General features: G+C 40.5%; 19 protein-coding genes. 12 read left to right on the forward strand and 7 right to left on the reverse strand.

The window, feature by feature from the left end; all coding sequences use genetic code 11:
* Window positions 1-277: 277 nt before the first annotated feature.
* Together PHF18_RS09955 and engB are read left to right on the forward strand one after the other, a co-directional pair.
* Entirely contained in the window at window positions 278-1,261 is a 984-nt protein-coding gene (locus tag PHF18_RS09955) for a DHH family phosphoesterase (protein ID WP_300101958.1), read from the forward strand.
* 1 nt (window position 1,262) lies between these two features.
* The gene (engB, locus tag PHF18_RS09960) at window positions 1,263-1,892 is read left to right on the forward strand and encodes a GTP-binding protein EngB (protein WP_300101960.1); all 630 of its coding nucleotides are present in this window, start codon (window positions 1,263-1,265) and stop codon (window positions 1,890-1,892) included.
* A 210-nt stretch (window positions 1,893-2,102) separates the two neighbouring features.
* Here engB and PHF18_RS09965 read toward each other — a convergent pair whose 3' ends face one another.
* From PHF18_RS09965 to PHF18_RS09980, 4 genes are all read right to left on the reverse strand, one after another.
* Complete coding sequence (locus tag PHF18_RS09965; protein WP_300101963.1) at window positions 2,103-3,809, reverse strand: ATP-dependent DNA ligase; 1,707 nt, start codon at window positions 3,807-3,809, stop codon at window positions 2,103-2,105.
* 69 nt (window positions 3,810-3,878) lie between these two features.
* A complete protein-coding gene (locus PHF18_RS09970) occupies window positions 3,879-4,877 on the reverse strand; it encodes a homoserine dehydrogenase (RefSeq protein WP_300101964.1) in 999 nt (332 codons plus the stop codon).
* Between the two features lie 23 nt (window positions 4,878-4,900).
* Window positions 4,901-5,404 carry an amino acid-binding protein gene (locus PHF18_RS09975; protein WP_300101967.1) on the reverse strand — a complete coding sequence of 168 codons (504 nt, stop codon included), beginning with the start codon at window positions 5,402-5,404 and terminating at the stop codon, window positions 4,901-4,903.
* 848 nt (window positions 5,405-6,252) lie between these two features.
* Entirely contained in the window at window positions 6,253-7,359 is a 1,107-nt protein-coding gene (locus tag PHF18_RS09980; RefSeq protein WP_300101969.1) for a winged helix-turn-helix transcriptional regulator, read from the reverse strand.
* A gap of 215 nt (window positions 7,360-7,574) precedes the next feature.
* Here PHF18_RS09980 and PHF18_RS09985 point away from each other — a divergent pair, with 215 nt between their 5' ends.
* The 4 genes from PHF18_RS09985 to PHF18_RS10000 all read left to right on the forward strand — a co-directional run bounded on the left by PHF18_RS09985 (window position 7,575) and on the right by PHF18_RS10000 (window position 11,112).
* Complete coding sequence (locus tag PHF18_RS09985; RefSeq protein ID WP_300101972.1) at window positions 7,575-8,639, forward strand: chromosome segregation ATPase; 1,065 nt, start codon at window positions 7,575-7,577, stop codon at window positions 8,637-8,639.
* Window positions 8,640-8,757: 118 nt separating this feature from the next.
* On the forward strand, window positions 8,758-9,012 hold the full coding sequence (locus PHF18_RS09990) for a hypothetical protein (RefSeq protein WP_300101975.1): 255 nt from the start codon (window positions 8,758-8,760) through the stop codon (window positions 9,010-9,012).
* A gap of 816 nt (window positions 9,013-9,828) precedes the next feature.
* Window positions 9,829-10,833, forward strand: coding sequence for a hypothetical protein (locus tag PHF18_RS09995; protein ID WP_300101977.1), 1,005 nt, complete (start codon window positions 9,829-9,831; stop codon window positions 10,831-10,833).
* Between the two features lie 12 nt (window positions 10,834-10,845).
* Window positions 10,846-11,112 carry a hypothetical protein gene (locus PHF18_RS10000; protein WP_300101979.1) on the forward strand — a complete coding sequence of 89 codons (267 nt, stop codon included), beginning with the start codon at window positions 10,846-10,848 and terminating at the stop codon, window positions 11,110-11,112.
* A 209-nt stretch (window positions 11,113-11,321) separates the two neighbouring features.
* Here PHF18_RS10000 and PHF18_RS10005 read toward each other — a convergent pair whose 3' ends face one another.
* Entirely contained in the window at window positions 11,322-11,648 is a 327-nt protein-coding gene (locus tag PHF18_RS10005; RefSeq protein ID WP_300101982.1) for a phasin family protein, read from the reverse strand.
* 189 nt (window positions 11,649-11,837) lie between these two features.
* On the opposite strand from PHF18_RS10005, the gene PHF18_RS10010 reads away from it, so the two are divergent.
* Window positions 11,838-12,014 (forward strand): hypothetical protein, encoded by a 177-nt coding sequence (locus PHF18_RS10010; protein WP_300101984.1) that lies wholly within the window; start codon window positions 11,838-11,840, stop codon window positions 12,012-12,014.
* A gap of 462 nt (window positions 12,015-12,476) precedes the next feature.
* Window positions 12,477-14,657, forward strand: a complete 2,181-nt coding sequence (locus tag PHF18_RS10015) for a CHASE4 domain-containing protein (RefSeq protein WP_300102103.1) — start codon at window positions 12,477-12,479, stop codon at window positions 14,655-14,657.
* Between the two features lie 256 nt (window positions 14,658-14,913).
* Here the strand turns inward: PHF18_RS10015 and PHF18_RS10020 are convergent, their stop codons facing one another.
* Entirely contained in the window at window positions 14,914-15,591 is a 678-nt protein-coding gene (locus PHF18_RS10020) for a YkgJ family cysteine cluster protein (protein ID WP_300101987.1), read from the reverse strand.
* A 1,027-nt stretch (window positions 15,592-16,618) separates the two neighbouring features.
* Here PHF18_RS10020 and PHF18_RS10025 point away from each other — a divergent pair.
* Window positions 16,619-18,754, forward strand: coding sequence for a CHASE4 domain-containing protein (locus PHF18_RS10025; RefSeq protein ID WP_300101989.1), 2,136 nt, complete (start codon window positions 16,619-16,621; stop codon window positions 18,752-18,754).
* A gap of 412 nt (window positions 18,755-19,166) precedes the next feature.
* Here PHF18_RS10025 and PHF18_RS10030 read toward each other — a convergent pair whose 3' ends face one another.
* Window positions 19,167-20,336, reverse strand: a complete 1,170-nt coding sequence (locus PHF18_RS10030) for an ATP-grasp domain-containing protein (protein ID WP_300101992.1) — start codon at window positions 20,334-20,336, stop codon at window positions 19,167-19,169.
* Window positions 20,337-20,779: 443 nt separating this feature from the next.
* On the opposite strand from PHF18_RS10030, the gene iscB reads away from it, so the two are divergent.
* The 3 genes from iscB (at window position 20,780) to PHF18_RS10045 (ending at window position 23,901) form a co-directional block, all read left to right on the forward strand.
* Window positions 20,780-22,096 carry an RNA-guided endonuclease IscB gene (iscB, locus tag PHF18_RS10035; RefSeq protein WP_300101995.1) on the forward strand — a complete coding sequence of 439 codons (1,317 nt, stop codon included), beginning with the start codon at window positions 20,780-20,782 and terminating at the stop codon, window positions 22,094-22,096.
* Window positions 22,097-22,301: 205 nt separating this feature from the next.
* The gene (locus tag PHF18_RS10040; protein WP_300101998.1) at window positions 22,302-23,066 is read left to right on the forward strand and encodes a hypothetical protein; all 765 of its coding nucleotides are present in this window, start codon (window positions 22,302-22,304) and stop codon (window positions 23,064-23,066) included.
* Window positions 23,067-23,445: 379 nt separating this feature from the next.
* The gene (locus PHF18_RS10045) at window positions 23,446-23,901 is read left to right on the forward strand and encodes a rhodanese-like domain-containing protein (RefSeq protein WP_300102001.1); all 456 of its coding nucleotides are present in this window, start codon (window positions 23,446-23,448) and stop codon (window positions 23,899-23,901) included.
* The last annotated feature ends 140 nt before the right edge of the window (window positions 23,902-24,041 follow it).

Here is a 24,041-nt window from a genome sequence, read left to right on the forward strand (position 1 = left end):
ATTTTTCAATCTCAGATATATTCGGAAACAAAATTTCAGATAGTGTTAATGTTAAGAAAAAATGCAGGAGACTGAGTGCGAGGAGTACAACATTAGTTCAGATGGTACAGATGACGCATTCCTCCCCCACCTGCCATTTCCGGCAAGCCGGAAATGTCGAGGAAGGGGTCTCCTGCTGAGGTAAGATGAAAGGATACCTTTAAACGGAAGATAATGGAATCAAAACGTCAACTACCCGCTAAATCCAAAGATTTAACGGGTTTCCTGCTGAGGATTTATGAAAGAACTCCAGAACCCCCTTAAAGCAAAAACCCTGATCCTGACCCATGGAGATTCTGATGGGATATGTTCGGGAGCAATTGCAAAAAGTGCCTACCCGGAAGCATATGTATACTTTACAAGTCCGGTCAGCCTTCTCGATAAGTTAGATCTCATTGAGGACGTTGAGAATATTATAATCTGTGATATGGCAATCGAGGAAAGGCACTACTCTGAACTCCACTCAACACTTGAGAAATTTGCGGAGGAATGTAACCTTTATTACATAGACCACCATCCTCTTCCGGAAAGGTGGAAAAAAGAAGCCTGGTTTTATCACGATACGGGAGTATGTGCCTCCGAACTGACCTACAGGGTCTTTGAAGACCTCCTGAGTCAAGAAATGCGGAGGGTAGCAATCTATGGGGCTATAGGCGACTTCTGTGACAACACGCCCTGTGTGAAGAGCTGGGTAAGAGACTGGGACAAAAGAAGCCTCTATTTCCAGGCTGGAGCCCTGATCCAGGCAATACTCCAGAAAGGAAAAGAATACGAGTTCAAAAGAACCCTGCTTGAACCCCTATCAAAGGACGTAATCCCTTCAAATATCCCTGGCCTGCTCGAGCTTGCAAGGGAAGCTGCAATTAACGAAGAGAAAATCCGGCTATTTGTTAAAGAACATGTGAAAGTCATGAAAAACAGTGCGTATATTGTAAATACGAATAACTCTATTTCAAAGGCAGCGATCTATGCAGCCTCCTACGGCCAGAGAGATGTGGGAATTGCAGCCGAGTACCGGGAGAGAAAAGGTGTGTATGATCTTAGCATACGTTCCCGCGGAAAGGTGGATATAAATCGTATCCTTCGCTCGGTTGCACCTAAGTTTGGAGGAAGCGGAGGCGGGCACCCTGTTGCAGCAGGAGCGCGCATCCCCGAAGAGTCGCTGGAGGTTTTCCTCCGGGCTTTCGATGCCAGACTCGGGGAAGCAAATGAGGTAAAATAAAATGGAAACCAGCAAGACTGCAGCTGAATGCGGCATAAATATTGAAATTATCTTTGTAGGGCGCTCAAATGTGGGCAAGTCCTCCCTTCTCAGGGAGATCTTCGGAGCAAAAGTAAGGGTTGGAAGACGCCCAGGCGTTACTCTGCGTCCCAGACACGCCCAGGAATCGGACCTTCTTATCACGGATATGCCGGGCTTCGGCTTCATGAGCGGAGTGAAAGACCGGAAGCAGGATATTGTAAAAGACCAGACAATCCGCTATCTCGAAAAGAATGCCGAAAGGATAAAAATCGGGGTCCTTGTAATAGACGGCCCTACTTTTCCGGAGGTAGTCGACCGCTGGGATGCAAGGAACCAGATTCCCATCGACGTTGAAATGTTTGATTTCATGAGGGAACTCGGGATTGACACTATTGTTGCTGCAAACAAGATGGACAAAGTAAAAGCAGACGAGTATGACCCTCTCCTTAACGAGATTTCAGTTCGCCTCGGACTTGAGCCTCCATGGCAGAACTGGAAGCATATCATTGCTCCGATAAGTGTTAAAAAAGATGATTTGAAAGCCTTAAAGGGACTTCTCCGGGACAGGCTGCACGAAATGAAAAGAGACGACCTGTTCAAGTATATTTGATCCATCCGTGAACTACCCCACCTGCCTTCTGATGAAGGCGAGGAAGGGGACTTCCCGCTGTGCCTCTGCGCTCCAGAGTTAAACAGGTAACATCGTTTTTATCCTTTTTACCCTTTTTTACCAGTTCTTTTTTAACTCAACAATTTTTGCTTCTTTAACTCATTTTTAGAAATCTAGTAGAAGTAAACGTTTATGGTGGAAGTAAGCCTCTCAGAGCCTTTTCATCTGCTGGCTGTATACACGCCCGATCCGCTGGATCGTATCCGCTTCTTCGGGGTCTTTGTCGTCCCGGATACGGATGAAGCGAGGGAAACGCAATGCAAAGCCTGAGTTGTAGTTGGAGCTTTTCTGGATTTCCTCAAAGGCAATTTCCAGAACAACCTTCGGCCTTATGGCAAATACCCCTCCGGCTTCCCCTCCTTCCATTAACCCGGAGAGCATTTCAGTAAGTTCTTTTAGCTGCTCATCGGTAAGCCCTGTACCAACCTTGCCGACCTGCATGAAGCGAGATGTCTCTGGATCGTAGCAGGCAACCGAATACGAGCCTATCAGGTTTGCCCTGCGCCCAAAGCCCCATTCTGCCCCCACGACCACAAGGTCAAGGGTTTCCATAAGGGGTTTTTTCTTCAGCCAGTTTTTGCCACGCTTGCCAGGGGAATATAAGGAGTTCGGATTTTTGACCATGACGCCTTCGTGCCCGGCTCTTAAGGCTTCCCTGTAGATCTTTTCCACAATCTCGAGGTCTCCGGTTATCACCTGCTCGTCCACGCAAATGGATTTTGAGTCCTCAACTGAGCTCTCAACGCAGGATTCAAGCTCTTTTCGCCGCTCAACAAGTGGAAGGTCAATCAGGGTTCTGCCGTTCAGGTACATGATGTCAAAGAGGTTGAGCTGGATAGGGATTCCGAGCATTTTTTCTTCAACATCGTACTTGCGCCGGAAACGCTTAAGGATCTCCTGAAAGGCTTTCGGCCTCCCATCTTCGTCTACTGCAACAGCTTCCCCATCAAGGATTGCGGACTCAGCTTTTACATGTTTCCGGACTATTTCTACAAGGTCAGGGAGGGAATTTGTGACGTTTTCAAGCTTTCGTGAAAAAAGAGTTACCGAATTTCCACTCTTGTGAATCTGGACTCTTGCCCCGTCGAATTTCCATTCAATTGCAGCTTCCTTCATATCCCTTATATCGGCATTTATATCAGGGCTGATCTGTGAAAGCATCATCTTTATGGGGCGATTAATTTCGATCCCGAGCGTCTTGAGGGCTTCTATCCCGCCTTGCTTGGCAGTTGCAGCCACTATCCCCAGGTCGTTTGTGACCATTAAGGCATGTTCTACTACATCTACAGGGACGGAAAAAGCTTTTGCAATGGCATCCCTTACAACTCCTTCCCCTACACCTATGCGGAGTTCCTCAAGGGCAAGCCTGGATATGTATTTTGCTTCCCTCGGGGTTGATGAAGTAAATAGAAACTGAAGGTTTCTGACCTTAACTTCCTGTGAGCCTTTTCCGGAAGCTTCGGATGCAGTCTTGAAACGCTGGAAAACCTCAGTTATTGAAAGTTCTGGCTGCTCTTCGAGGAAAGAAGAAAATGTCACCTGGTTTTTTCTTTTTTCTTTCAAAATAAGGAGTGCTGTGTCCCCAATGTCACCCGTAGTCCGGATAAGAGATTCTATACTTTGTATAGCCATGCCTGAGGCTTTGGAAAGAGAGACATAAAGCAGGCTTGTGCCAATCCCGAGCTGCTCCCCACTCCAGGCAGGAAAAACCTCACTCATAATAAAATGAGTTGCAAGAGGTAACTCTTCGACGTCAACCTTTTTGAGAAGGTCAGCAACCTTATTTGTAGTTTCTATAGTGCTCGATATCTTTTCAATCGCCTGGCAGGTTTCTGCAAATTCCCTGAAGCTTGTCATGGTCCACGCAGCTTTTTCGTTTTATATTTTTTTCGGGTTCTGGTCTCCGAAGACCGATATTTCCAGTAATTACCGATTTCCGTAAATTGCAACCAGGTCACTGAGAACTGCGCTTGCTGTTTCGATCGGGCCTGCGCCTTTGCCTGTAACCGTAATTTCTCCTGCAAGCTCAGTGTCTATAGAAGCTACATTGAGGGTACCTCTTACAGCGAGGGGATGGTTGATAGGTACAAGCCTTGGAGCAACATGTATTCTTTCCCTGCTGACCTCGCCTATAAGCTTGATAACATGCCCTCTTTCATAAGCCATTTCCAGGGCTTCAGGCGTGATCTTCGTGATTCCTGTAACATCAACGTCCCTGTATGTTGCATCACACCCGAAAATTGCATTGGCAAGAATTACCAGTTTGCAGGCCGTATCAATTCCTTCGACATCATATGTCGGGTCGGTTTCGGCAATTCCGAGTTCCATGGCCTCGGTAAGAATTTCCTTATAACTTGCCCTTTCCTCGAGCATTCTGGTGAGGATATAGTTACAGGTCCCGTTAAGAATTCCTTTGACGCTTCTTAGCCTATTTCCTGCAAGGACTTCATTTGCCAGGTTAATAATGGGCATGGAGCCACCGACTGCAGCCTCGAACCTGAAGTTTGATCCGGCGGCTTTTGCAGCCTCCATCAGTTCTCTATACTTCAGGGTAAGAGGTCCTTTATTGGAGGTAATAACATCTTTACCGGTCTCGAAAGCTGCAAGCATGTTCTGAAGACCTGCTCCTCCAGTGACAATATTTGTAGGAGTGGTTTCTATTACCAGCTCATGGGCTACGGACCTTATGACCTCAACGCCTGTGAGCTTTTCTATGGCAACCGTGCCAATTTTCCTCTTGCGGGCAAGGCAGTCAGCCAGATCCACTCCTTCAGGGTTAACAGTAGCTCCTTTAGAATCAACAACAGCAACCACAAGAACTTCCAGCCCTATACTTTCCAGATACTCTTTTTTCATAAGGAGTACCTCGGCTACACCCTGTCCAATTGCACCAAATCCTAGAATAGAGCAGCACACTGTTTTCATGTTTTCAAATCTCCTAAGTTTTTTCAGGCCTGGATGTCTATTGGGAGAACCATAAGCAGGTCTTTTCTTACCGAGACTTTTTTAAGGATGCCAAGCGCCTTTTGCAGATCCTCTTTACCCACAGCATCTATTCTGATCAGAGCTGAAGAAAGCAGGTTAATACCTGGCATGGATAGCGAAATATCAACTACCTCCGCAAATCCGGTCTTGTCAATCTCATCAATCGTGTCCTGGATCCCTGTATGGACCACGTGGCCTATAAGGACTACATTTATGCTCTCTCTGAAACGGTGTTCTCCAACCCTTACGACTTTTATCCCGTTTTCCTCAAGCTTTGCTTTTATTGCTCCGATGTTCTCCGGCTTTATTTCAAGTACAAGCTGTACAGGCACTGTTTTTCTGGGGGTCCGCTTCTGATGGTGGTGTAAAACAGTTATCAGGTTAGCCTTAAATTCCGAAAGAGGCTGGAGGGCTAAAAGCATCTGCCCGGGCACATCTTTTAATTCAATGTCCATGGAAACTCGCATACTGTCCCTCATGCAATTTATAATAATTCGATATGAAGTCTAAGTAATAATATATTAATTTAATAAATGTATCAATTTAATTAATGTATTAATTTAATAAATGTATCAATTTAATTAATGTATTAATTTAATAAATGTATCAATTTAATTAATGTATTAATTTAATAAATGTATCAATTTAATTAATGTATTAATTTAATAAATGTATCAATTTAATTTTCAGTAATCTTATTCAGCCAGCTTATTGTCAAGGTTATAATAATATATCAGCATATGGATACCGGCTCAATTTCTACTGTTTAAAACTGATTTCATAAATTTGATTTCATAAATTTGATTTCATAAATTTGATTTCATAAATTTGATTTCATAAATTTGATTTCATAAAACCTCAGCAGGAAACCCCTGAGATTTAGCTCAGGGGGTAGTTGACAACTTTATTATTAACTTGCTGCTGGTGAATCCTGTATTCTGAATTTAATTCCTGTATTATAATTTGATTATTCTTTATTTTTATCCTGTAATTCGTTATTATGATCCGTAAGATCTTTGTCCTGACACAAAATTTCCATCAGCTTTATCTCTGGATATTTACCCTGATTTTTACCATGATAATTCAGTTTTCATTCAATAGCATTTTCTAGGATGTAGAGGGTAATTATATATAAATAAGCAAAAAGGATATCAAGAAATCTCATGTGCCAGATCTTTCAAACTTTTATTAATCTTTCCTGCTGCTTAGTAGATGAATTCATTTATATAGTTTACTATTTACGGTGTTTGCTATTTACGATTTTTCAAAAAATGTAAGGTAAAGTCTCATTTTATTATGAAGTGCCATTTCCTCCTTAGTCCTTCCTGCTCTGGGATCCCGCCTGCTTGATTGCCTCTCCATCGGAAATTCGGATAATGTTTCCTCTACCCCTTTTAAACTTTTCAACCAATCCTCGTTCTTCAAGATCCGAAAGCATAAGGCTTACTTTGGATTCCGAATACGGGGACTTTTTACGGAGTTCTCTCTGAGTAATTCGGTTTCCATTAGCTCGGATAAGATTCAGAATCTCTTTCAGATCGTCAGGGAGGTTTGTTTCAGGGCTTTCCAGATCATCAGGACTCAACGAATCAAACTCTTTTTCAGAGGGACTGATATCTTCAAGCGAGGGATTAACATCTTCAGGCGAGGGAATAACAGATACCTTTAAGTCTTCTGGCAACTTTGCATTTTGCTGCACAGGTATCTCTGTCTCATATATGTTTCCGGTCTGTTCTTCAACGTTAAGAGGTGCAGGATGCTCATCGTCGGTCTCTGAAACTCCAATAGAACCGGCTTTACCGGGTTCTGCGCGTCCCGAGGTCTCTACCTCTATTGTGAAATTTTCAGGTTCTGATTCTTTTAGAGATTCTGTTTTCCCCTGGGAATCGGTTGCCTTTTCAGGTGGTTTTCGTTCTCCCTTTTTTAAGAAATAACCAGCTATTAGCAGGATACAGAGTGCAAGTAAAGCAAAAGCTAAAACAGTATTTTGTGAGCTTACTTGAGATTTGGACTCTGTTTGAGATTGGGGATCTACTTGCTCAAAATTCAGGTCAACATTTTCGAAGTCCCCCTGATCGAGAAGATCTTCCTGGTATGTAGGGAAAAGCAGAAGGTCGTGAACGTAGTCCCCTTCGTCGGTAACTATAACTTCTTTTTTAGCCGTATAAACTAGAATATTCTCTTCAAAATAATTAGCAGTTATCAGGTAGGTTCCTTGAGTAAGGTTAAAAGAGTATTTCGCATCCTTTGCAACAATGGACTGCTCCGGAGTAGAGTTGATCTCAACTAATGAGTTGTTGATGGGTTTGAAACTGTCCCACTCATACACGGTTCCGTGAATCGTCGCCGCAAGTGCGTTCCCCTGAACACACATTAGGAACATGAATACAAAAGCAATCTTGCAGAGCTGTCTAAAATTCACGAAGCCTTAAATGGGTTTTTAGCATAAATCTTTTACTTTTCTTTGCTACAAGTTCGTAGATACTGAAAGCAAATTAAAGTTTTATCAAGAAAATAAAGATCCTATCAAGCTTGGAAGCTCATATATTGTCATAAATTAGTTTTATTCCGAAAAGTATACTTATATGTCCCTATCCCAATATGACAGTATCTTAACTCGCCAAAGGAGGCGGTCAGATGAAAAAATCAAGAATTGTCCGATATCTGGCTTACGTTGCATTCATCTTAATGTTGTTTTGTGTTCTACCGGGAGGATCACTTGCTACCAAAGACTCGTCAGAGCATGGAAATGGGATCCAGTATGCAGGTGAGAGTATTACAGGTTCCGAAAATGATGAAAAAAACAGTATAGAGAGTGCTAACGGCACTGAGAATTCCGATCCTGAAAATATGCAGGATCAAGACAGAGTCCAAACAAAGGATCAAGATAAGATTTCTGCGTATAATCTTGAAAAAAAACAGATGAATGAAGCTCTCCAGCTACAGAAGAATGAATACAGAGGAGCAAAAGAGGATTTCCTGAAGGTAAGAAATCAAATTCAAATCGGAAAGCTTGACCCCAATTCTGAAGAAGCTGTAAATGCCACAAGAATCTATCTTAACTCAAGTATTAATTATATGAGAATCCACCTGGTAAATGTAAAAACCAACATGTATTACTCAAATGTAAATGGAATAGAGGAAAGAATCGTTGCCATAGATGAAAATCTTAAACTGCTTGAAGCTGAACAGGCCAAAGTTGCAAATGCGTCCAGTCAGCAAGAATTTGTAGTTACGGTCAGGTCCTTGCGTGAAGTATGGAATAATGCGCAGAAGATCAGCCTTAAAGGTGCAGGACAGACTGTTAGCCAGAAAATAGGGACATTCCTTGACAAATCAGAAAACCTGTCTGAAAAACTCGAGACTGAAGTTGCGGGTCTTAACGAAACTGGTGTTCACACAGCTAGCCTTGAGACACGGCTTGACAGTTATAATTTATATCTAAAAGCTGCTCAGGGGAAAAAAGAAGCGGCAGATTCTATTTATGAAGATGAGAATGCTACCCTGGAAAACCTGGTAGTGGCAAATAATTACCTGCGTGAAGCTCTTAATAATGTCAATAAGGCAAACCAGATACTCAGAGTAATTTTCGAAGAACTGAAAGAATATAATCTCGAAGAAGTTTACGAAATTGGACTCGAAAATAGCATAGAAACCAAACTTAATAATACCATAAGTATAAACAATACTAATAATAATTAATCTGTATAAATGGCACTTCTGTAAACAGGACAAAGCCTCTCCGGAAGGAGAAAAACAGTAGTTAATGAAGAACCGAAAATTTCTCTGGGATATATTGGAGAATTGAAGGAGGCAGAAAATGGTTAAATTCGCTCACCTGCTTGTACTTTCAGCTTTATTTTTCTGGCTTGCAGGGTCCGGTTGCATCGGAAACAATGCATCTGAAGAGGAAATAGTCCCAAATGTTTCCGAACTAGGGAATGGGACACCAGGCGATCCGGGAATGGAACTTACCCCGGCTGAAGTTCAGGAACTTGACTCTGATATGGTCAAACTCGAGAGCCTTCTGGATAATGCAAGTCCTGAGGAAGAAATATTAATTGAAGAACTGTAAATCTAAAGTGAATAAATGTGAAAGTAGCTGAAAACGGTGAGATGGGAAGAAAACATAATAAAGTAAAATAAGAGTAAGTTCGATTGAGAGATGGCTCTCACCTGAAAAATATCTTATCTCACTCTCGTTTCCTCAAAATATCTTTTCTCACTCTCGTTTCCTCAAAATCATCTATTCAGGGATTAATATCTTTGATCCAGTTTCTTTCATTAAGTTTCGCTCTTTTAGCTTTGTTCCTTTAGTTTCGCTCTTTTAGCTTCGTTTATCCCGTTTTTCGTTGTAAGTTTCATCTGGTTTCACTCATCTTTTACTCGATACTTTTGCTTAGTTCACTGATAATCTTACTTTAATTTTTTTCTGTGTATATCTCATAACCTGCCCCAAAACTTTGTAATTTATTTATAATCTGCTCGGGACTAACCTTTACCGCGTTAATATTAGATGTGGTTAAAGATTCCATAAATTTGTTTCGTATACGAAAGAAAAAAAAGATAAAACAGGCTATCTTAATTAAATTTTTTGCTTATAGCTGATGGGAAACTTTGAGTCTACTATAAAAACTTTGCGCATATTTTTTATAATTAATTGGATATAAAGGATTTTAAAGCCTTATTATACAAATATAAAGCGTATAAAGCTTTAGATCATTATATATATCGATTAATTATCTCTTTTACGAAAAGTATAGTTATATATTCCCTCTTCTTAATAATGTAACAATTAAATAATTTTGATGGAGGCGGTCATATAGGAAAATATGAGAAAGTATTGCGCTATGCGTCTTGTCTTACTGTGATTCTTATGTTATTCAGTCTCATGTCGACAGCAGCTCTTGCAGGGAATGGAGCTGGGGCAAGTAATGATGCTAAGAATGGAAAGACAATTGAAACTCTCCAGAAACAGGAATTGGTCAAGGAAAAAATTCAGGCCAGAAATCAAACCGAGTATGGAACTCTGGAACGAGAACAGCTGCGAGAAAAAGCTCAGGAAAGGACACAGTTGAAAGAACAACTCAAGGTCCAGAAAAGTAACTATCAAAGCTCGAAGAAAAATTTCCTTGCGATCCGAAAACAGCTCAGGTCAGGAGATTACGGTGATAAAGAACTGGGAATCACAAGGGAATATCTGAACTCAAGCATTGACTATATGATAGCTCACCTTGAAAGAGTTCAGTATAACCTTGAACAATCAAACGGTGACGGCACGGAAGCCAAAATTGCTGCTATTGAAGACCGGATAATCCAGCTGCAGGAAGAAAAGAATTCTATTGGAAAAGCCGAAGATCTTGAAGACTTTGCAAATGCAACAGAATCGGTACGTGGCGTCTGGAACAATGTTAAAAATCGCACCGCAGTGGATACCGGACAGACTGCCTGCGAGAGCCTGGATAAATTCGTAAACAAATCCGAAGCTATTTCTCTAAAACTTGAAAATGAAATAGAAAGCCTGAACAAAACCGGTGTTGATACACCTGAACTTGAGGCAAAGCTTGCCAATTACAATGCCCTGATTGACTCCGCCAGGGAAAATAATGAGGCAGCACAAAAGATCTACAATAAAGAAGACGTCACTCAGGAAGAACTGCAAAACGCAGACAACGACCTGCAAAGTGCTCTTAATGAAATAAAAGAGGCAAACAAAATCCTTAAAGAAATCTTCGGTGAGCTGAAACAGTATAGAAGTGAAGAGACAAACAGAATCAGGGCCCGAAATTCGGTGGGAACTGAATTTACTGATACAGAGACCTCTTCTGAAGGGGAAACAAATCGTAGCTCAGGGAACGAATCCGAAAATTCTTCTGAGGACGAATTGGAGAACTAAGGGGGCAAAAAAATGGTAAAATTCACATATGTGCTTGTACTGTCAATTTTAATTTTCTGGCTTGCAGGGTCCGGTTGCGTCGGAAATGATACATCTAAAGCGGAAGAAGCAGGTATAGCCCCAAATATTTCCGGAGCAGAGGAAAGTGCCGAAAATACCTCCGCTGAACAGGAACTTACCGAAGCAGAAATTCAGGAGTTTGAAGAAAATATTACAGAACTTGAGAATCTGCTCAACAATTCAAGCCTTGAGGACGAAATAATTATTGAAGATCTGTAAAGAATAAAGAGCTGTAAAATAGAACTGTAAAATAGAGCTGTAAAATAGAGCTGTAAAATAGAGCTGTAAGAATAACTCCTCCTGCAAAACAGAAAAAAGCAGGAAAAAACAGAAAAAAACAGAAAAAAGCAGGAAAAAGCAGGGGAAAGCAGGAAAAAGCAGGGGAAAGCAGGGGAAATACAGCCAGTATTAACCAGAAAAAGATGCTCTTATTTGAAGAACATCTTTTCTTTATTTTTCATTTTTTGGACTTCCTCCTCCAGCGTCTCTAACCTTGATTCGAGCTCATGCATATCTTTTCTGGTAAAGAAATCTGCCTTTGAGGTAGCATCCTGAATCTTTTCAGATATTTTCTTTTCGAGGTCAACCCTCTGTTTCCTGCTCTCTTCAACAAGGTCCTGAACAACTTTTTTGCCTTCTTCCTTGCTGATATCTCCTGTGTCGACCAGGTCTTTTACAAACTCATTTACTTTTTCTTCGGTCATTGCCCACAGGCCAGCCCCTATGAGGCCAAGTTTTCTAACAGATTCTTTCATGTATAACACTCACCCTGGATTATTAATCTGAAAATAATTAATTTGAAACGATGTATGATGTATTAAAAACTGATAATATATTAAAGGTGATGACGTAGTGAACAGTTAATAGTTGTGGAGAACAGGAATCGTTTTTGGTTCCTTTGCAAACTCAGGCCCGGAAACTACATCTTGTGGTCACATCCTTAATTGGAAGAGGATTTTACAGACCATGGGTGCCCTCTTTACTTTCCGATAGACAAAAAAGAGACAGTTGAAGACTGCATCAGTGCCTCACTAGGGGAATATAAAGCCTATGCCGAAGCAATGCTAGCTTGCAGAGGCAAATGGACTTTTACCTACTCCCATGTGGGCTTCGAGCTTTAAGAAGCCTGAGACTGAGGCAGGGAAAATTGCTGGCAGCAGATACCTGAAGAATCCACACTATTGCCTGGTTACAAAGATATATACTGGGCTTGAATATGACCCGATTTTTCAAAAAACATCAGGGAATTTGCCTGCACCTTTGACATGAGTATTATAAACACAAAGTGAGTGTAGAAGTTGTAGAACAGTCTTATCTTAATGCCAGAAAAAGAGTAATCACAAAATGATTTGGGCGGAGGTAATTTTTTAAGAGAATTTCTTAAACTTTTTTCGAACTTTTCCGTGGTACTCTGGAGATAAATATAAATACTAACCCTAAATTTCTTTTTTAATATATTCACTAACTTTGCTAAATCTTATATAGTTTCTTCTCTGTTTAAGATTTATATATTCTATTTTAAGTTCCTTTTTAATTTAAAGTCTCTAGAGGTGTCCACAATAGATATCAGTAAAAAGGTTCTCATGATAACCCTCTTAATTTTTGCTGTCCTTACGGCTGCCTTCACGTTCACGCACAACATGCAGCTGTCAAACTTTTTAGAGCTTGAGCAGACTGACACAACCGGGAATGTGGAGCGTGTGCAAAACGCTGTTGCCTCCAGACAGGGGTACATTGATTACAGCGTCCGGGACTGGGCCTGCTGGGACGATACCTACCAGTTTATCGAAGACCAGAACCAGGACTATATCGATGTGAACATCCAGAAAGAGACCCTTTCCGTAATTAGAATCAATGTCATGCTTTTTGTTAATGAATCCGGGGGCCTGGTCTATGCAAAATCGGTTAATGTTGAGACTATGGAAGAAGAACCGGTTTCTGAGGGCCTTCGGAAAATGATCGAAGATGGAACTCTCCTCACAAAAGGGGAAAACGACAGGATCAGAGGTATTGTCTTGCTCGACGAAGGCCCGATGTTTATTTCATGCCACCCTATCCTTACGACAAAACAAAAAGGGCCTTCAAAGGGTACTCTCATTTTTGGGAGGTATTTTGACCCCGTTGTCCTCGATACTTTCAAAGACGTCACCTGCTATTCTCTGTCAATGCACAGGGTCGATGAAGAGATGCCCCCTGATTTTCAGGAAGAACTTACACAATTTTCACAAACACCGGATAAGATCCTGGTGGAACCTCTCAGTGAAGAGAATGTAGCAGGTTATTTTCAATTAAAGGACATCTCTGGTGAGCCTGCCCTCATTATCAGAGCCGATTTCCCCAGGGATCTTTATTTGCATGGCAAGAGTACCCTCAACTACATGTATTTCTTCTTACTTTTCACCGGGCTCTTGACTGGTCTCGGGGTCAAGTTTGCTCTTGACCGGCTGTTTATCTCAAGGTTGATAGAAATAGATGATTTCGTTACAAAAGTCCGGTCGGAAAAAGACCTTTCAAAGAGGCTGGAGCTAAAAGACAGTGACGAGCTCTACCGTCTTTCAAAGGAAATAAACGGAATGTTAAACGAAATAGATCTGGCAGAGCAGGAATTAAAAGCCCAGGAACGCGAAAAGAAGGTTCTGCTCGATTCACTCAACGAACTTGTTGTTTTTGTGAGCCATGAAATGAGAATAATATGGGCAAACAAGGCTGCCCTCAAATATATGCAAATGGATCTTGAAGGGGCACAGATGGTCTGCCTTAAAGACACTCTCGGCATCAGCAGCCCCTTATTTGAGTGCCAGCAACTTGAGCATATTTTTGAGACCGGCGATAAAATGTCCGGGGAATTTACTTCAAGGGATGGCAAAGCCTGGTTTCTCCAGGCAATTCCTGTGGCTGATGAAAATGGAAAGATTATAGGGATTCTGGAAACCTGCAGAGACATTACGGAAAGCAAGAAAACCGAGCAGCTTCTCCAGGAGAAACAGGTTGCAGAGGTCGCAAACCGCACGAAGAGCGAATTTCTGGCAAACATGAGCCACGAACTGAGGACCCCGCTTAACTCAATCATAGGCTTCTCCGACCTTCTGTATGAAAATGTTTACGGGGATCTTAATGTAAAACAGACCAAAGCCGTAGGGAATATTTCAAAGAGCGGAAAACACCTTCTGAATCTGATTAACGATATCCTTGATCTTTCTAAAGTGGAAGCCGGAAAGCTTGAACTCGATTATAAAGAGTTTGAGCTTGCCAGTAAACTTAATTCAATAAAAAATCTGCTATCTCCTATTGCAGACAGAAAAAAGATTGAGGTTGAAATCCAGGTGGATAAAAACCTTGACCAAATCCGTGCTGATGAAGCTCGTTTTGCTCAGGTACTGTACAATCTGTTGGATAATGCTATAAAGTTCTCACACGAGAATGGATGTGTGAAGATAGAGGCTAAAAAGAAAGGGGATCTGGTAGAAGTAACGGTTAAGGACAATGGAATAGGGATCAAAGTTGAGGCTCAGAACAAGCTTTTCAAACCTTTCACTCAGGTAGATTCCTTTTACTCGAGATCGTTCCAGGGAACCGGGCTCGGACTTGCACTGGTTAAACAGCTTGTTAACCTGCATGGGGGATATGTCTGGTTCAACAGCAAAATAGGGGAGGGAAGCACCTTTGCCTTTACAATTCCGATAAACGGGGATGAAACAGGCGGGGGCAACGGTGAAGTAGAACCACTTAATAGCACAGAAACGACTGAAAACCCGGACTTTTAAAGGGGAACCCAAAAGAAACTAAGTTAAAATTAAATAAATAAAATTGATAAAATAAAACCTACTTTAATAAAATAAAACCTACTTTAATAAAATAAAACATGATTGAATAAAATAAAACCTACTTTAATAAAATAAAACCTACTTTAATAAAATAAAACATGATTGAATAAAATAAAAATTAGTGAAGAGAGTTTGGTGACTGAAGAACGTTTGTTAATACTGGTTCATCCTTTAACCATAAATTTTTCAGTCTCTGTTAAAAGTTAATCTCATCGATTTCTTGATAGAAATCAATACTTGTACCTGCTTTTTGTATCTTGTACATTTCTACATTATATGTTTTTATCTGATACGCTTCCACCGGATCTCTTTGGAGGCTCAAAAGTTCTTCCAGCGAAAAAACTGCGTACTGATTTTTTCCTTTTCTGCATTTTTTTAACTGGTCATAATCAAAATAAAGGTCATCGTAGCTTATTACATGATTGAACCATTCAACCGGGATGGGAAGACGGGACAAAAGGGGGATTGCAGATTCAAAATAGTTCCTGCAAACTTTTTTTCTTGATAACTGGCACCAGTTATCTATGACAAAATTTACCGTTCCGCTTTCAACCGTAAAAACAACAGGGTAGATTTTACACATTATAGGTTTGAAATCACTGCATTCGCATGCTTCAGTTTCTTTGTTCAAAAAAGGGCATAATTCTCCAAGCTTTAATACATGGATAAGAGTTCCATCATCCATTTTCAAAATATCCAGATACCTTAGTTTGAATTCGGAAACACTGATACCCATTTTTTTTGCCATATATTCTTCTTCTCCAGGTAGCAGAGTTCCTATTTTATTGTACTCGCAGGCTCCTCCGCATTTCTTGCAGATCTCAAAAGTATTATGGTTACTTCCACTAAATATCTTGTGAAAGTTTTCGTACATATTAATGGGTATTTTGTTAAATTTCAATATAAAAACCTCAGCCATGTAAAACAAGTATATTGTTATATTTTTATTAAGTCATATTTACTTCTATGCCTTGAGAAGCTTTTTTTGTCAGGCTTATAAAATAAAATAATAAGTTTAACTTGCAAAGAAAAGTATTAATATATTTGCAGTTTCCAAAATAGAAATTAGGTATAAAAAATTTACCTGGATGACCGAAATTTTTTGTAGTTTAAACGGCAATTAATAAAAAAAGACATATATCGAATACTTGAGGCGGTGGGCCTAGAGCACTATATTGATTATTTTAGATAACTCCAAGGCAGTTTATTATTTTTGTTTTATCTTACATTATAAGCATAGGTGGACAGTTTACGGCTTCAGTATTGTCTCGGAAAAATTATGCACTTACGCATAGGTGGACAGTTTACGGCTTCAGCATTGTCTCGGAAAAATTATGCACTTACGGATCCTGCCCGACCTCATAATATTTTCTCAAAACATTATGAATAATATTAGCATTTTTATATATATCTGAGATTTCGGCAGTTAGGGCGGAGAGTTATATATAATTAATAATTTAATTTAATTTAATTTAATTTAAAAGTGTGGATATCTACATATAAGATCTGCGGGGTCTAAAACACATTTATTCTATTGAAACACAAAAGTGATGTCAATGAACTCATCCCAAAACCAATTTTATTCGCAGATCAGTAAAGTTTCAGAATTAGTTTTCATGATCAAAAACTCAATTGATTTCTCATAATATGAAATTTAGAGACACGATTTTGTGTTTTGTAATCAGCACAATAACTGTACTGGTTCTGAGTATCTACCTGAATTATACAGAAATTTTGGTTCTACTTAACAACCTTTATATAATTTTTCATACTATTTATATAAAGGGTTTCATTTTATTTAGTTAAAATATATCGTGTTTTAGCTTTTTACAGGGGCAAATCTTTATGCTACCCGATTGCAAGTATTTGGTTCCGCTTCTGGCAGCTCTTTGGTGACGTGTATGGATGTAAGTAAAAAAATAGTAATAGTTATTTTCACGATGTTTGCTTTGTTAACTGTGCTTTTAATAGTCGCATCCTATACCATCCTGTTATCGAGTTTCTCTAATCTTGAAGCCGAGGATACCACCAAGAATACGGAGAAAATCGAACAGGCAATTGCCTGGGAGGCTTTGTCTATCGACAGAACTGCAAGGGATTGGGCTTACTGGGACGATACGTATGATTTCGTAAATACATTAAGTCCTGAATACATAGAGTCGAACCTGGAAGAAAATACCCTTTACGACCTGGACCTCAATGTTATGCTTTTTGTAAACAAATCGGGGGTCATGGTCCATTCAATGTCTGTAGATCTGGTAAACGAAACAAATGTTCCGGTTCCGACAGGGCTTCTGGAGCAGATTGACAGTAGGCTTCTCACGAACGGGAAAAATACGGATTATATACAGGGAGTCATACTGCTTGAAAAGGGACCGATGCTTATCGTCGGCCGCCCTATTTTGCCAGGTTTCGAAGACGGCCCTTCTGCGGGAACTCTAATTCTTGGAAAATATATAGACAGTTTTTACATTTCCCTTCTTGAAGAGCGTACCCAATCTTCCCTATCTCTCTATACTTTAAACGAGGAAATGCCCCAGGATTTTCAGGACGCGCTTGATGAGGCTGTCAGCGAAGATCGAAGTAAAAGTCCTGTTGAAATTCTTGAAAATAATAAGGTAGCCGGGTATTTCATAATGAGAGATCCTGCCGGGAACCCTGTAGCTCTCATGAGATCTGAGTATCCCCGTGAACTCTACGCACAGGGTAAAAAGACCCTGATTTATATTTACGGTTTCCTGCTGCTCAGCGGAATAGTTATAGGAACTGCGACCAAGTTCAGCCTGGATCGTCTCCTTGTATCAAGGCTAATTGCTATTGATAGTTTTCTTGAAAAAGTAAAAAGAGAAAATGATACCTCAAAGCAACTTGAAGTGGAGGGAGACGATGAAATTCACAGGCTTTCAAAAGGTATCAATGAAATGCTTTCCAGCATCAGGATTGCCGAGCAGGAGCTTAAATCCAGGGAGTATGAAAAAAAATTTATTCTCGATTCCCTTGAAGAAATAGTGGTGCTCAGGGACCCGAACTTAAATATTCTCTGGGCAAACCAGGCTGCCCTCAAAAACAAGGACTTGCTAACGGTTGAGGCTAAAGAGCCGGCATCTGATAGCCCTTCAGCTGCAGATAAAGGCGTTATCCAGAAATCCCGTTGTCCTCAGTCTTCCAATTGGACGGATCAGGAGTTTACTTCTTCAGAAGGAAAGACCTGGATTATAAGGTCAAAACCCGTTTGTGACGAAAAAGGAGATACCTTTGCAATTCTGGAAACAGGGGTGGAAATAACGGAACGGAAGAACTATGAAATTGAACTCTTCCATGCAAAACAGGATGCAGAAGTCGCAAACCATACCAAGAGCGAGTTCCTTGCAAACATGAGCCACGAACTGAGGACCCCGCTTAACTCAATCATAGGCTTCTCCGACCTTCTGTATGAAAAGGTTTACGGGGAACTTAATGTAAAACAGCTCAAAGCTGTAGGGAATATCTCCAGTAGCGGAAAAAACCTTCTGAACCTGATTAATGAGATCCTTGACCTTTCAAAAGTAGAATCAGGGAGCTTTGAACTTCATTACAGTACTTTCTGGATTGCGGAATTATTTGCTGAAGTTCGGGATATGTTATTTCCATTTGCTTCGAGCAAAGGAATAAAAATGGAATTAGAGATTGAAAATAACCTGCCCAGAGTTTCGGCAGACAGAGAGAGAATCATGCAGGTTCTCAGCAACCTGATGACAAATGCAGTCAAATTTTCAAATGAAAACGGGTGTGTAAGAGTTAAAGCAACACAAAACAACGACTTTATACAGATAGCCGTATCTGATGAAGGAATAGGTATTGCAGCAGCTGACCATGACAAACTCTTCAAGCCTTTTAGCCAGCTAGACTCTTCCTCTTCTAAAAAATATCCGGGAACCGGACTTGGGCTTGCCCTGGTAAAAGAAATTGTACAGCTCCACAATGGAAGCATCTGGTTTGAAAGTGAAGCCGGAAAAGGGAGTACCTTTGTTTTTTCCATCCCTCTCAAACAGGAGTGAATAAATCTGAGCTCTAGTGAAATACCCACTAAATCTAAAGATTTAACGGGCTTCCTGTGTCATCCTTCTGACTATTGTCCACAAGTCAAGCAGGCTCTACCCCGTGCCCGGTAAAAATATGTACTTGAGCTTCCTTTCGGATTCCAGTTTTCGCTGGCACAGTCTCTAACCCTTAGAAAGTGAGTATGATCGTTAAGTTTGCCCTGTTAACCAACTTGCGAGAATTGCATTGTGGTGACAGCAAAATACCTATACCCGTGCCTGGGAATCGTTTTGGGATTTCAGCACAGGGTAATAGACTTCAAAATCGAAATAAGTTTGCAGAATCAATAACAAGAAAACTTAAGGAAGTTGGTGCTTATATTCCATGAATAAAGATTTCATGGGTTTTACGCTTCTTCCTATAAATAACTTAATTCCCTATAATATACTCCTTCAAATCCGATTTCAGAATCCTTTCGATCTCTCCCCAGTTACTGTCCCTGGTTTCCGTAAACATATACCCGAAGAACCCATATTCCTCATGGTTGACTTTCCTGAGTTCCAGGGGGTTTTCAAAGTCCGAAAGCAGTTTTTCGTAATCAAAAGCCTTGACGTCTTTCAAATTCAAATCTACCGGCCTGTTCAGCATAACGAGGCAGAAGTTCTTTCCTTCTCTGCCTTTGAGAAGCCTGTCCCAGTCCGGCTCAAGCTGCTCAAGGAAGTACCTGTAAGTGTTAATCCCATAGGCAAAATGCGCGATATCCGTTGTACACCAGCCGGCAAAGCGCATGGGGTTCACCTCGATGGGCTGGATTCTCCTATCGTTACCTATCCGCAATTCGATATGTAGAGGAAAATTCTTAAGCCCTGCCAGTTTTCCGATTTCCTTCAAAAGGTCTTCAACAGCTTCCCTGCAGGTTTCCATAACGGCTTTTGAGGTAAAGTACACCCGGTCGCTGACATCGTTTTCTGAAGAAAATATATGCTTTAAGATATTGAGGACTACCGGTTTTCCTGCTCTGTTGAAGTAAGCATCAACTGCAAATTCTTCCCCTTCGATATTTTCTTCGATAATGAACTTTCCGGCATCAAGAACCTGCACCGGATAGATTCCCCTGATTTCCTCTAATTCGGTTTTTATGCTCCTCAAAACCGAATCCCATTCCTCATTGGTGGAAACCTTATGCACCCCAAGGCTGAAAAATCCAACCGCAGGCTTTATGATAAAAGGTTTTTTTATCTCCTCAACCCGGATCTCGTCCAGCTTTTCAAACTCAACGCCCTGGAAATAGAAGTCGGGGTAAATCCTTTCCAGCAGTTCTCTGAATTTGATTTTGTTCTTGAAAAGTTCAATTTTCTCAGGCAGCCCTGTAAAACCCAGATTTTCCGAAATCCAGCCAAGGGAATTTTCAGAATTGGAATAAAGGGAGAATTTACCCTTTTCTTTTATTAATTCTATAAACTCGGCTTTCTCAAGGAGCCTGAGCTTTTTTTCCGTGCTTATTTCGGCTGCCATTTCATTTTTTAAAACAGGAATCTGCATCTCTGCAGCAGTATCTATTAAAAATTCAGAGACGTAGGGGTGGTCGAGAATTATCATTTTTCTAACCTTTTTTTGGGCGTTCAGCTTGTAAACCTGAAGTCAGATAATAAAATAGGTTAGTAATATTTGTTGTGGAGCCATTTCAAAGTTTGATGCAACCTGCAACCACTGCCTTGTAATTCAATCATAACGATTCAGATGAGTAATTCTCAGACATGTCAGATAAGTCCGATGAATGTCAACTACCCGCCAATAAATTGGCAGGCATGTAATAGTGCTTCGGTTGACCAGCTTAAGTATTAATTTACTACGTTGGATTTGTCAAAACACCTACAGGTGCTTCCTCAGCTTGTAGCTCTGTTGTATAATATTAAAAGTTCTGTAGGGTAGGAACGGTGTATTATGCTTAACAAGCATTTCCAACATTAGCGAGAGGAGACACGAAAGTGCGTTACCGGAAGCAGGATTCATCTTACTTCTGAGATCGGAGAAATCCAATTATGATCTTCGTATTAAACAAAAACAAACAACCGTTAAGCCCCTGTCATTCAGCAGTTGCCAGAAAATTGCTGAGAACAGGAAAAGCGGTTATCCATAAAAAATATCCATTTACAATACGGCTCAAAGAGTTGAAAAACTCTGAAAACAAAGCTGAATACAGATTAAAAATAGATTATGGAAGCCGACATACAGGTTTAGCTATCTTAAATGGTTCTAAAGTAATTGGGCTTGCTCAAATCCATCACAAAACCAGTATTAAAAGCAATATGGATAGCCGCAGAGAAATGCGGAGAACTCGACGAAATAGAACAACCAGGTATAGAAAACCCAGATTCAACAACAGAAAACGAAAAGAAGGTTTGCTTCCCCCATCTCTGCTAAGCAGGGTAGACAACATCCAAAATTGGGTTAATAGACTGCAAAAACTGTGTCCGTTGACTCATATTTCATATGAAAATGTTAAGTTTGACACTCAGCTAATGCAAAATCCTGAAATTTCAGGGATTGAATATCAGCAAGGAGAACTTCAGGGGTATGAAGTCCGAGAGTATCTCCTTGAAAAATGGAATAGAAAATGTGCATATTGCGGAGCAGAAAATGTTCCGCTTGAAATAGAACACATCATACCAAAAGCAAGACATGGAACGAGCAGAGTTTCCAATTTAACATTAGCTTGCAGAATTTGCAATGAAGCAAAAGGGACTAAGACAGCAGAAGAATTTGGGTATCCTGATATTCAAAAACAAGCAAGAATACCACTGAGGGATGCTACACTTGTTACAGCTACTCGATGGAAAGTCTACAATGTTCTTGAAAAAACAGGACTTGAAGTTGAATGTGGAACAGGTGCGAGAACTAAGATGAATAGAATCAGGTTGAATCTACCCAAAGATCATCATTTTGATGCAATTTGTGTTGGTGCTTCAACACCAGATAAAATAATATTCAAAACAAACCAGGTTCTACACATAAAAGCAAAAGGTAGAGGATCACATTGCAGAACCAATCTTGATAAGTACGGATTTCCTAGAGGGTATCTGAGTAGACAAAAGAGTTTCTTTGGATTCCAGACAGGAGATATTGTTAAAGCGGTTGTTCCGAAAGGAAAATACAAAGGAATTCTTTTTGGTGCTGTAGCTTGTAGAAAAACAGGTTATTTTGATATTAAAAATAAAGAAGGTATTAGGATAGGGCAGGGAATTAATCATAAAGATTGCAATATTTTGAGTAGAGCAGATGGATACGAATATGCCACAGAGAATTTGGAAGTTGACGGAATTCCTACTACCACTAAAGTCATAGGCATCCTTCCTTAATTTATCGTGAAAATGAATACATTTGTCGCACCTGCGGAAAGGCAGTTTCAGGGTTACATGCATATCTTTTTATCACAAAAGCCTGAAAACTCTTAATAAATTTCCAAAAATATAGGAAGACTAATATCAGAGTATACCTATATAAATGATTTAATTCTTAAAACCGGTCTCTTTTAATAGTATTTGACTGGAAAGGGGTTTTAATATGTTCTCAGTGAACGAACAAAAAGCTATTGAACTTGGAGAATCTGGAGAAAAGGCAGTAAGGGAACAGAACGAATACGATGCACTCCAATATATTGAATACCTCCGAGAACTCGGGGAAGAACTTCTCAGAGTAGATCGGCCCGAGGCAGATTTTGAGAAAGATTTAAAGAGAGTTGCGATTTCACTCCGAAATATCGGCAACAAAGCTGTTCAGAAACAGATTCAAACTGTTGCATCCAATGCAGTAGAGGTTATTGGCACTCTTGCGGAACCTTCCATAGAAAAAGACTTCTCTAACGCCCTCTGGTCTTTCTCAAAGGCTGTGCAGGAAATCGGAAAAGGAGCCGCACAGGCGGAGATGCTTGAAACTGGAGGAAGTGCTGTTAAGACCCTCGAAATGATCGGGAAAGGGGCCGTTGCAAAAAAGATGGAGGTTGTAACCCTCTGGACAACCATGTCCCTAGAAGAAATTGGCTACCTTGCAGGCAAAAAACAACTTCTAGATCTGAGCAATGCAGCAAAAACTGCCAGGGAGGGAATTATAAAAGCTTCCGAAGATAATGGGTTCGTTACCAGGGAGCAGATTGTAATATACCCTCAACTTATCTCCCAGACAATAAGCGAATTCTCAGACATGCAGAATCTTCAACCAGCAGGCTATGAGGGCAGCAGACCCAATGAGGAATTCACAGAAGAGGAATTCTTCGAAGAAGAGGCTGAGGAAGAAGAACCTGAAACCGGGACTTCAGGAAAAGAAAAATAATTCATTCAGTCGAATACCCCGCAGCTTGCTGCGGGGATGGATAACTTCCCCGAGAACCGTTGTTAACTATACGAGTTATATTCTTAGCTACCTTTTTGTAAATGAAACAACGGCATGCAAACCAGTGTATCTGTGAACTACTTTTCCCTAAAATCTTTTCCTGATGGTTCAGATTTTTGAGAAAGGGGTTTCCTGCTTCGGGGTATGAAGCAGGAAACAACGATGCCTTAGCTATTGGTAGTTCACAGGAATTAACCTGATAATTAATTGAGTTCTCTCTAATTAACACTAAAACTGGTCGAGTCGCAGTAAAAAATCCCTTACCTGTCCCCGGGAGATCTCAGCTCTGTTTTAACCAATGCAAGAAGGAGGAGCTTGATTGGACAAACATAATTTGAATAATATAGCCATTTTTTTCGTGCTTTTGATAGCATTATTGATTTTTGCATCACAGCTTAATACCCGTCCTTCAGGACCTGATAGTCTGGCTGTTTTTGAGGATGTTACTGTTGAAGAAGCAAAGAAAATGATTGAAGAAGAAGATGTATTCGTGCTTGATGTCCGTACCCCTGGTGAGTTTAACTCTTCACATATAGAAGGGGCAACCCTTATACCTTTTACAAATTCCGCCGGGTCAAATTTGAGTCCTGATCAGCTGCTTGAGGCCCGAATTAACGAAGTCCCCAAAGAACGAAAAATACTTGTTTACTGCAGGACAGGGCGCAGAAGTGCTGTTGCAAGCAAAATTCTGGTAGCTGCCGGATACACTCAGGTCTATAATATGCAGGGCGGGATCACCGCATGGACAGGCGCAGGGTATCCTGTTGTAAGTTAAGCAGTCCGGGAAATTGATAGTTTATCTGCGGCTGTCTTGATGGTTTGTTTTTTGAAATTCAGAAAGATCCTGTGAGTTTCTCTCTGGGTTAATTTCAAATTTAGAAAAGTAGAAAAGGAATTACTTTAATTATAAAAGTA

Source organism: Methanosarcina sp. (assembly GCF_028693135.1).
GTDB lineage: Archaea > Halobacteriota > Methanosarcinia > Methanosarcinales > Methanosarcinaceae > Methanosarcina.